At 54.9% G+C, this 1,878-nt stretch carries 2 protein-coding genes; both read right to left on the minus strand.

The genetic code is table 11. The annotated features are described in order from the left end of the window. Positions 1-920 (minus strand): CpaE/TadZ family protein (locus AC2VLY_RS04615; RefSeq protein WP_486921838.1); only part of this gene is annotated, 920 nt, incomplete at its 3' end. Beyond that, positions 917-1,878 (minus strand): type II and III secretion system protein family protein (locus AC2VLY_RS04620; protein ID WP_486892849.1); only part of this gene is annotated, 962 nt, incomplete at its 5' end. The genes AC2VLY_RS04615 and AC2VLY_RS04620, both read right to left, overlap by 4 nt.

Consider the following 1,878-nt stretch of genomic DNA (forward strand, 5'->3'; position numbering starts at 1 on the left):
AGTTTTTCACGGAGATTGGCCGCAATTTTTTTGCTTTCCAGAATGTTTCCCACGGACTGATCGGTTACCAGCAGGATTTCATCGGCCGTTTGTTGCAGGTACTGACCCAAATCGGAAAAGGCCGCCCCGCCCAGGTCAGCAATGACCAGATCATAAGTGGATAAAATCAGGACCAAAAGCTGAAACGCATCGGCCAGCTTCAGGCCACGCAGGTTGTTGACTTCATGGAACAGGGGAAGGACACCAATTCCACCGGGCGTGCGGGCAATAGCCGTATTCAGATAGGTACGGTCACAACGGTCCAGATTGCGCACCGCCTCGGCAAAGCAGATGTGCGGGGCGACGCCCAGATGAATGGCGGCATCACCCACGGGCGTGGCAAAATCCAGCAGCAGGATGCTGGCATCGGGTCGCTGAACCTTGAGCAGTGTTGCCATATTGCAGGCGATGGTGGTGCAGCCCGCCCCAATTCCACCACAAAGCGTAATCAGGCGGCCCGTACGTTGGCGGCGCTGGCGGATTTCTGCAAGGATGCGTTCCGCCGCGTTGCGCAAAGTGGCAATGGGGGATTCCTGTTCCACATAATCCACTACCTGGGCACGCATGGCCGCCAGCAACGCCTGCTGATCGGACAACGAACCCACTCCAATAATTTTCAGGTCGGGAAAAGACAGACGAAGCTGCTCGAAAAGTGCTGTTTCGGGATGATCATCGCCAAAATCGGCAATCAATAATGAGGCACCACTTTTGCCAACAGCCTGGACAATATCATCGGCACGCTTGCCTACCGGCAGCACGATGGCCATGCTATCCAGCGCAAGACGCATCCAGGCCAGGCACTCTGTGCGTTGGCAGAGGGCCAGAACCACCACCTGGGTGCTGTTGCCGGGGCTGAAGGACGCGTTGGAGCGGGTCATCATTGCGTGTATCCGGGCCCCGCAGACGATTCGTCATAGTTGCTGCCGGGAAGGAACACAGCTTTGCCCAGATTTAAATGACTGTGGGCAAATTTTTCGCCCGGCAGGGCGGGAAGCTTCACCCCTGCCGCAATGGGACGCACCAGACGGGGAGTGACAATAATCGCCAGCTCCATATCCTGTTTTGAGTAGTTGATAGACCGAAAAAAGGCACCGAGTATGGGCAGGTCACCCAGAATCGGAACTTTGCTGATGTTCTGCTGCATCTGCCGATCCACCAGTCCACCTATAATCAGACTTTCACCATTGCCCAGAGTTACCGTGGTGTTGGCCTGACGGACCAGCAATGCGGGAACACTATATCCATTGAGGGTGATGGCATTGGTGTAATCCAGAGAGCTGACGGACGGGGCTACGTGCAGGGCAATTTTATGGCTGCTGAGAATGGTGGGCGTCAAATCGAGGGCAACGCCATATTTCTTGTACTGGATAGTGATGGTCGGTGACCCTGTACCACTGCTTTGGGGAACGGGAATGGGAATTTCTCCACCGGCCAGAAAGCTGGCTTTATGACCATTCATGGCCACCAAGGTGGGCTCGGCGAGGACTTGCAGTATGTCATTGCCTTCCAGCAGGCTGAGATAACTGCTCAAACCGCTGCCATTGTTGACCTGTGCCACCAGATTGAATGCCTGGGCAAAGGGCAGTACGGATGAGGCTCCACTCAGACTGCTACCCAGAGAACTGGGTCCGGTCAGGGTCGAAGGACCAAAAGTGCCCAGAGTAAAACCGTTATTTACTGAAAAGATATTGATCCCAACATTTTTCAGTTCGGTTTTACTGAACTCCACGACCTTGACGCCAACCTGCACTTCGTCATCCACCGGAATGGTGCTTTCGTCGATGATTTTACCGTCCTTTCCGGCCATGGCAGCAGCGGCTTCAAGGGCCGCTTCCTGCT

Source organism: Acidithiobacillus sp. TH-A36 (assembly GCF_057473445.1).